Consider the following 6000-nt stretch of genomic DNA (forward strand, 5'->3'; position numbering starts at 1 on the left):
ATGCCTGGCTGCTTCCCCGCCCGATGCCCGGCTGCGGCCTGCAAACCCGGCCCGGGGCGCCCGCTCGGGGCCGGCGTGCCGTTTTTATCCACCGCGGATACGAATCCTTGCCCGGACGCGTTTCTTTATTATGGAATTTTTTCTATTTTTGCCTGTGGTTATGAAACGTTTTTTTCTCCTCTGCCTGCTGTGCGTCCCGTACCTCGCGGTACAGGCGGGAACCTACCGCGCCGAAGACATCCCCAATGTTCAGCGCGCCGACCGCACGCGTTACGTCTCGAACCCCGACGGGATACTCTCGGACGAAGCCGTGGCGCGTATCGACCGCCTGTGCGCGGCGCTGCGCGACCGGGCCGTCGCCCAGGTCGCCGTGGTCGCCGTCGATGACATCGCAGGCGGCGACGTCTTCGACTTCGCCATCGACCTCTTCTCCGCCTGGGGCGTAGGGCAGGCCCGCAACGACAACGGGCTGGGTATCCTGTTGGTCAAAGACCGCCGCGAGATCCGTTTCGTCACGGGCGGCGGGCTGGAGGGCGTGCTGCCCGATGCGATCTGCAAGCGCATCCAGCTCAAATACATGCTCCCGGCGTTCCGCGAAGGCGATTACAGTCTCGGTATGGTGCAGGGGGTCGAAGCCGTGTCGCAGCTGCTCGAGGGGAGCGAACTGGATCTGGGCGGCACAGATACGGCCGGCGACGAGCTGCCTGCCTGGGCGGTTTTCCTGATCGTCACCGGGTTCGTCGTGGTGCCGATGGGCGTGATCCTGCTGGGTTACTACGCCCGCAAGCGTTGCCCGAAATGCCATAAACTGACACTCCGGCAGCAGTCGAGCGACATCCTGAAGGTGACGCACAACTATCGGCTGGTCGAATATACCTACGTCTGCTCGAATTGTGGCGCCGTGGTCAAACGGCAGGCCAAAAACCTGCGCGACGACAATTTCGGCGGCGGCACGGGCGGCGGTATGATTATCGGGGGACGTGGTTTCGGCGGCTTCGGCGGCGGGTCGCGCGGCGGTGGTTTCGGCGGCGGCTCGTTCGGTGGCGGCGGTGCTGGGTCGCGCTGGTAAAGGCCGCAGGGCGTGCCGGATGGCGTTGCCGTTCGTTCGGTGGCGGGCGGCTGTTTGCCGGACAAAGGCTGGCCCTGAGGGCGGCCGGGATGCCTTTCCGGTTCGGAGGGGATAAGATTGGAACGAATTTAAAACACGATATTATGAAGAAATGGATTTGGATTGGAGTCGTCGCCGTCGTGGTGATCTTCTTCTACGCAACGTACAACGGATTTGTCAATAAGGAGGAGGGGCTGAAGACCGCGTGGTCGAACGTCGAAACGCAGTACCAGCGCCGTGCCGACCTGATTCCCAACCTGGTGAACACGGTCAAGGGCTATGCCGCACACGAGTCGCAGACTTTCGAGGCCGTAACCGAGGCCCGTGCGAAAGCCACCTCGATCAACCTTTCGGCCGACGACCTCACGCCCGGGAAGCTCGCCGAGTTCCAGCAGGCGCAGGCGCAGGTGCGCTCGGCGCTGGGGCGCCTGATCGCCGTGTCGGAGAGTTATCCCGACCTGAAGGCCAACCAGAATTTCCTCGAACTGCAAGCGCAGCTCGAAGGCACCGAGAACCGTATTTCAGTGGCCCGCAAGGAGTTCAACGAAGTGGCCAAGACCTACAACGTCGCCGTGCGCCGCTTCCCGGCCAATCTGGTGGCCAAGTTGTTCGGGTTCGGGCAGAAGCCCTACTTCGAGGCTGCCGAAGGCACCGAAACCGCACCCCGGGTGCAGTTTTAGCCCGGCTCCGGGGTAGAAAGCAAAGGGACGGGACGCGCCAGCGTATCCCGTCCCTTTTGTGTTGTCGGTGCCTGACTACTTGCGGCTTCCGAGAATCCGGAGCAGGTAGAGGAACAGGTTGATGAAGTCCAGGTAGAGGGTCAGCGATCCCAGCAGTGCGATTTTCTGCGTCGATTCGTCCACGACCTCGGCGTTCATCACCATCTTCTTGATCTTCTGTGTGTCATAGGCCGTGAGGGCGACGAACACCAGTACGCCGATGTAGGTTATCACCCACATCATCGTTTCGCTGCGCAGGAAAAGGTTCACCACCGTTGCGATGATGATGCCGATAAGCGCCATGTAACCCATGTTCCCGATGCCCGAGAGGTCGCGCTTGGTGAAATACCCGAACAGCGCCATGGCGCCGAACGTGCCGGCCGTCACGAAGAAGGTCGATGCGATGGACGATGCGGTGTAGAGCAGGAAGATCGAAGCCAGCGTCGCGCCGTTGAGGATCGAGTAGGCGATGAACATCAGCGTTGCCGTGAGGAACGACATGCGGAAGATGAACGACGAGAGGATGATGACCAGCGCCAGTTCGGCGATGATCAGGCCGAAGAATGCGACTTTGCTGCCGAAGATGGCATTGAGCAGCGTCGGCGAGTCGGAGACCGTCAGGGCCGTTGCGCCCGTGATGAAGAGGGCCATCGTCATCCATAGGTAGACGTTGCGGAACAGGGTGGTGTTCTCGGACTTGTCAGCCCTGCGCACGCCGGCTGTCTTGCTGTAATTGGTGCTTGTTTCCATAAAGTTTTCCTGTGTATACCTGAAATTACGTTTCGTTGCGGTTTTTCCGCTGTCGGCGCAAAGGTAACGATTAAATCGGAGTTTTCGGGCAAAGCCGCGTAAATTTCACGGCCGGCCGCCGGGGATGCGGTGCGGCTACATCCCTTTTTTTATGCCGGCCCGGATCAGGAGGATATTTACGGGCAGCGCCACGAGGAACCCGCATGCCATGGCGACCTGCATCGTGAACCAGAATACGAACGAGGTGCGGGGCATTGCCTCACCGCCGTTGAGCGCGAAGATCGCCACGGCCATCCAGCCGTACATGCCGGCCTGCCATGCCGTGAGCGAGAGTATGTCGGCTTTGGCGGCACGGCGTATCGCTTCACCGCGCGGGAGCGTGCGTTCCATGCCCCGGATCGCGGCGTACTGGAACCCGATGCCGAATGCCAGGGCCAGGAGGTAATCCACGACCCATGTCCCAGCCAGTATGCTTCCGCCGATGGCTACCGGGACGAAGAAGAGGAACCATTCGCCGACGATATCGGCCAGCGTACACCCCGCCCCGCAGTGGAGCGTCGACAAGACGACCGGCTGCCACCGCGGCCGCCCTTTCATCCCCGGCATATCACTCATCCCGTCCATGCCTTCCATACCCCGGGGCCCGGCCGTCCCGGACATCTTCGTCCCGTTTGTCATCCCGGGCATGTCCGTCCCGTCTGCCATTCCCGGCATGCTCGCTCCGTTTGCCATGTCCGGTATGCCCGCCTCATCTGCCATGCCCGCTTTGAGCGCCGTCCCTTTCATTCCGGGCATATCTTCCGCCCCGTCCGCTCCTGTCGTGGTTCCGTTCTCCATCTGCATCCCGGTCATCGCCGGTTCCGGCATGTTCATGGCCGGTTCCGGCTCCGAGACCTTCCATGGATCCGTCCCCGCTACGGACAGGTCTTTCCGTCGGCCCGTGCCGGGCTTTCTGTTCTCCGTTTCCTGCCCGGCGCTGCCGACCTTCCGTTCGTTTCCGTTTTCCCCGATGCCGCCGCCTTTTGCCGGCTCGCTGATTTTCACTGAGCCTTTCTGCTTTCCGGTGCCGTCGTTTTGCGCGGGCATGTGCCGTGCGGCGCGTCCGAAGGCGAAATAGGCCCATAGCCCGAAAAAACTGGCCCAGAGGGCGGTAAGTACCCATACGCTTTCCATAATGCGCATCGGTTGCCGGCGGGTGCGCAGGTCGGCCGCGACGATGAGCGCCGAGCCGATGCCGCCCGCTACGAACAGGACTGCCAGATAATAGAATTGCTGCATGACGAGATGTTTTTTTCCGTCATACAGCAATTTATATACCGCACCGCGCTTCTGTCCTTCCGTCGAAGCCGGGCGGGGAATTCAGCCGGGTCGGCTTGGGCTGGAACCGAAATATTGGTTTCGTAGACCCCGAACTGGGTGCGCTCGAATAACTCAGGGCATCAAATCCAATGTGACGATCACCGGATTGGCATAGCCGGTTTCCTCCCGTTGGCCGAACAATGCCGCTTGCATGCCGGGGGATAACCTGGCTTCGTCGAGCACACCTGTAATCCGGTTCCCGGCCACGTCTACCGGGCCGTTCATTACCGTGGCGAACAGTCCGTTCATGTCTGGCTCGTTTTTCCCGAACGTGATACCGACCAGTCCCGTTATGGTTCGGTATTTGTAGGTAAAGAGAAGCGCAGGAAAGAGTAAATATCATGTTTACAGGTATTTAATTCCCTGTTCTGCATCTGTTCCGAGCAATAAAAAAGCAGAATCGGGCAGGTTTAACGGTGAGTTATGTTACTTATCCGTTACCTGCCCGAAATGCTTTGGTTTGCATTTAAGACAGTTGTTTTCAGTGTGTTGCATCGAATTTCCGCATAACAAATAACTTGACTAAACGTTTAACAAATCCTCAAAGTTCAGGTTATTATGCAACGCAGCACTTTCAAAGTCCTTTTCTACGTAAAAAGGCAGTCTGAGAAATTGGGTCAGGTTCCCGTCATGGGCCGTATCACGATCAACGGCACGATGTCGCAGTTCAGCTGCAAACTCTCGGTTCGTTCTTCTCTCTGGGATGCCAAAGCGAACAAAGCCGCAGGCAGAAGCCTCGAATCGCAGCGCATCAACGAGAAGCTGGAGAATATCAAGACCAATATCGGCAAGCAGTACCAGCGTCTCTGCGACCGGGATTCGTATGTTACGGCCGAAAAAGTCCGTAACGCCTTTCTGGGTATGGGGGACGACTGCCGCCTGCTGTTACAGACTTTCGACGAATACCTTGCAGGCTTCCTCGAACGCGTGGGCAAAGACCGCGCCTATTCGAGCTATGACAATTACCGCAAACGCCGTAACCGCCTTGCCTCTTTCCTCGAATACGAATACCACGTCAAGGATATTGCGTTCAAAGAGCTGAAGCGGGAGTTCGTGGAAAAGTTCGTCGTCTACCTCTCCACGGTAAAGGGTCTTGCTTCCGGGACGATCCATTCTACACTCAAGAAGCTGAAGCTGATGACCTACACGGCGTATAAGAACGGCTGGATTCCCGCCGATCCTTTCGCGGGGTTCTATGTCAAAGCGGAATACTCGGAACGTCGCTACCTCTCGGCTTCGGAATTGCAGGCTGTCATGGATGTCAGGCTCCCCAACTATCGGACAGGCATCAACCGGGATGCCTTCGTCTTCTGCGCCTTCACGGGCCTGAGCCATGCGGACGTGGTGAAACTTACCCACGCAGATATTTATACGGACGATAACGGGGATCGGTGGATTATCGACAGGCGCCAGAAAACGGGTACGCAGTTCCGGGTCAAACTGCTTCCCGTCGCCGCAATGCTCTACGACCGTTATAAGGACATGCATCTCTCGGGAGACCGGGTCTTCCCGCTCAAAGGCACCTATAATACGTTGAACATGTCATTACGGCATGTTGCCAGACACGCCGGTCTGTCATTCAACCCGACGATCCACATGGCCCGGCATACCTTTGCCACGACGGTCACGCTTACGCAAGGCGTGCCTCTGGAAACGGTCAGCAAGATGCTGGGGCACAAACGGATCACCACGACCCAAATCTACGCTAAAATCACCAATGACAAGATCGGACAGGATATGAAGGCATTGAGCGAGAAACTCAGCAGCGTCTTCAAGGTCGCACAGTAACCCGGCGCGATCCCGGAATAGCGCATATCTAATATCTTCGGAATTTATTTCCGCCGGCAGGGAATTAAACGCCGGAGATGGAAATACGCAAGGCCATGCGAATCGCCCGAGGGGCGAGCCTTGCGTATTTCCATCCCCGGCGTTTTGCTGAACGCATGTAGATTTGCAGCGTGATGTAATCACAGGTTATTTTGATATGGAGTCGCAGTGAACCGGGGCTGGACGTAAGCTTTGAGGCTTGGCGGTAGATTTGGACTGCGACTCCATTAACCAGAG

General features: G+C 58.3%; 7 protein-coding genes. 3 read left to right on the top strand and 4 right to left on the bottom strand.

Annotated features, from left to right (window positions below):
• The first annotated feature begins 160 nt into the window (after positions 1-160).
• The gene (locus DW189_RS12670; protein ID WP_117508438.1) at positions 161-1069 is read left to right on the top strand and encodes a TPM domain-containing protein; all 909 of its coding nucleotides are present in this window, start codon (positions 161-163) and stop codon (positions 1067-1069) included.
• Between the two features lie 143 nt (positions 1070-1212).
• Complete coding sequence (locus DW189_RS12675) at positions 1213-1788, top strand: LemA family protein (RefSeq protein WP_055203023.1); 576 nt, start codon at positions 1213-1215, stop codon at positions 1786-1788.
• 75 nt (positions 1789-1863) lie between these two features.
• On the opposite strand, the gene DW189_RS12680 is transcribed toward DW189_RS12675, so the two are convergent.
• The 3 genes from DW189_RS12680 to DW189_RS14490 form a co-directional block, all read right to left on the bottom strand.
• On the bottom strand, positions 1864-2577 hold the full coding sequence (locus DW189_RS12680; protein WP_018697304.1) for a Bax inhibitor-1/YccA family protein: 714 nt from the start codon (positions 2575-2577) through the stop codon (positions 1864-1866).
• Positions 2578-2712: 135 nt separating this feature from the next.
• Positions 2713-3855 (bottom strand): DUF4396 domain-containing protein, encoded by a 1143-nt coding sequence (locus DW189_RS14660; protein ID WP_232045527.1) that lies wholly within the window; start codon positions 3853-3855, stop codon positions 2713-2715.
• A 153-nt stretch (positions 3856-4008) separates the two neighbouring features.
• Positions 4009-4185, bottom strand: a complete 177-nt coding sequence (locus DW189_RS14490; RefSeq protein ID WP_162508151.1) for a hypothetical protein — start codon at positions 4183-4185, stop codon at positions 4009-4011.
• 309 nt (positions 4186-4494) lie between these two features.
• Here DW189_RS14490 and DW189_RS12690 point away from each other — a divergent pair, with 309 nt between their 5' ends.
• On the top strand, positions 4495-5724 hold the full coding sequence (locus DW189_RS12690; protein ID WP_117508439.1) for a site-specific integrase: 1230 nt from the start codon (positions 4495-4497) through the stop codon (positions 5722-5724).
• A gap of 64 nt (positions 5725-5788) precedes the next feature.
• On the opposite strand, the gene DW189_RS14540 is transcribed toward DW189_RS12690, so the two are convergent.
• The coding region (locus DW189_RS14540) for a hypothetical protein (protein WP_220398834.1) at positions 5789-6000 on the bottom strand (212 nt) is incomplete at its 5' end.

The sequence above is a fragment of the Alistipes sp. AM16-43 genome, from assembly GCF_003435745.1.
In the GTDB taxonomy this organism is placed as follows: Bacteria; Bacteroidota; Bacteroidia; order Bacteroidales; family Rikenellaceae; genus Alistipes; species Alistipes onderdonkii.

Coding starts and splice junctions, on each gene's coding strand:
- DW189_RS12670 (WP_117508438.1), top strand. CDS start 161: ATGAAACGTTTTTTTCTCCTCTGCCTGCTGTGCGTCCCGTACCTCGCG.
- DW189_RS12675 (WP_055203023.1), top strand. CDS start 1,213: ATGAAGAAATGGATTTGGATTGGAGTCGTCGCCGTCGTGGTGATCTTC.
- DW189_RS12680 (WP_018697304.1), bottom strand. CDS start 2,577: ATGGAAACAAGCACCAATTACAGCAAGACAGCCGGCGTGCGCAGGGCT.
- DW189_RS14660 (WP_232045527.1), bottom strand. CDS start 3,855: ATGCAGCAATTCTATTATCTGGCAGTCCTGTTCGTAGCGGGCGGCATC.
- DW189_RS14490 (WP_162508151.1), bottom strand. CDS start 4,185: ATGAACGGACTGTTCGCCACGGTAATGAACGGCCCGGTAGACGTGGCC.
- DW189_RS12690 (WP_117508439.1), top strand. CDS start 4,495: ATGCAACGCAGCACTTTCAAAGTCCTTTTCTACGTAAAAAGGCAGTCT.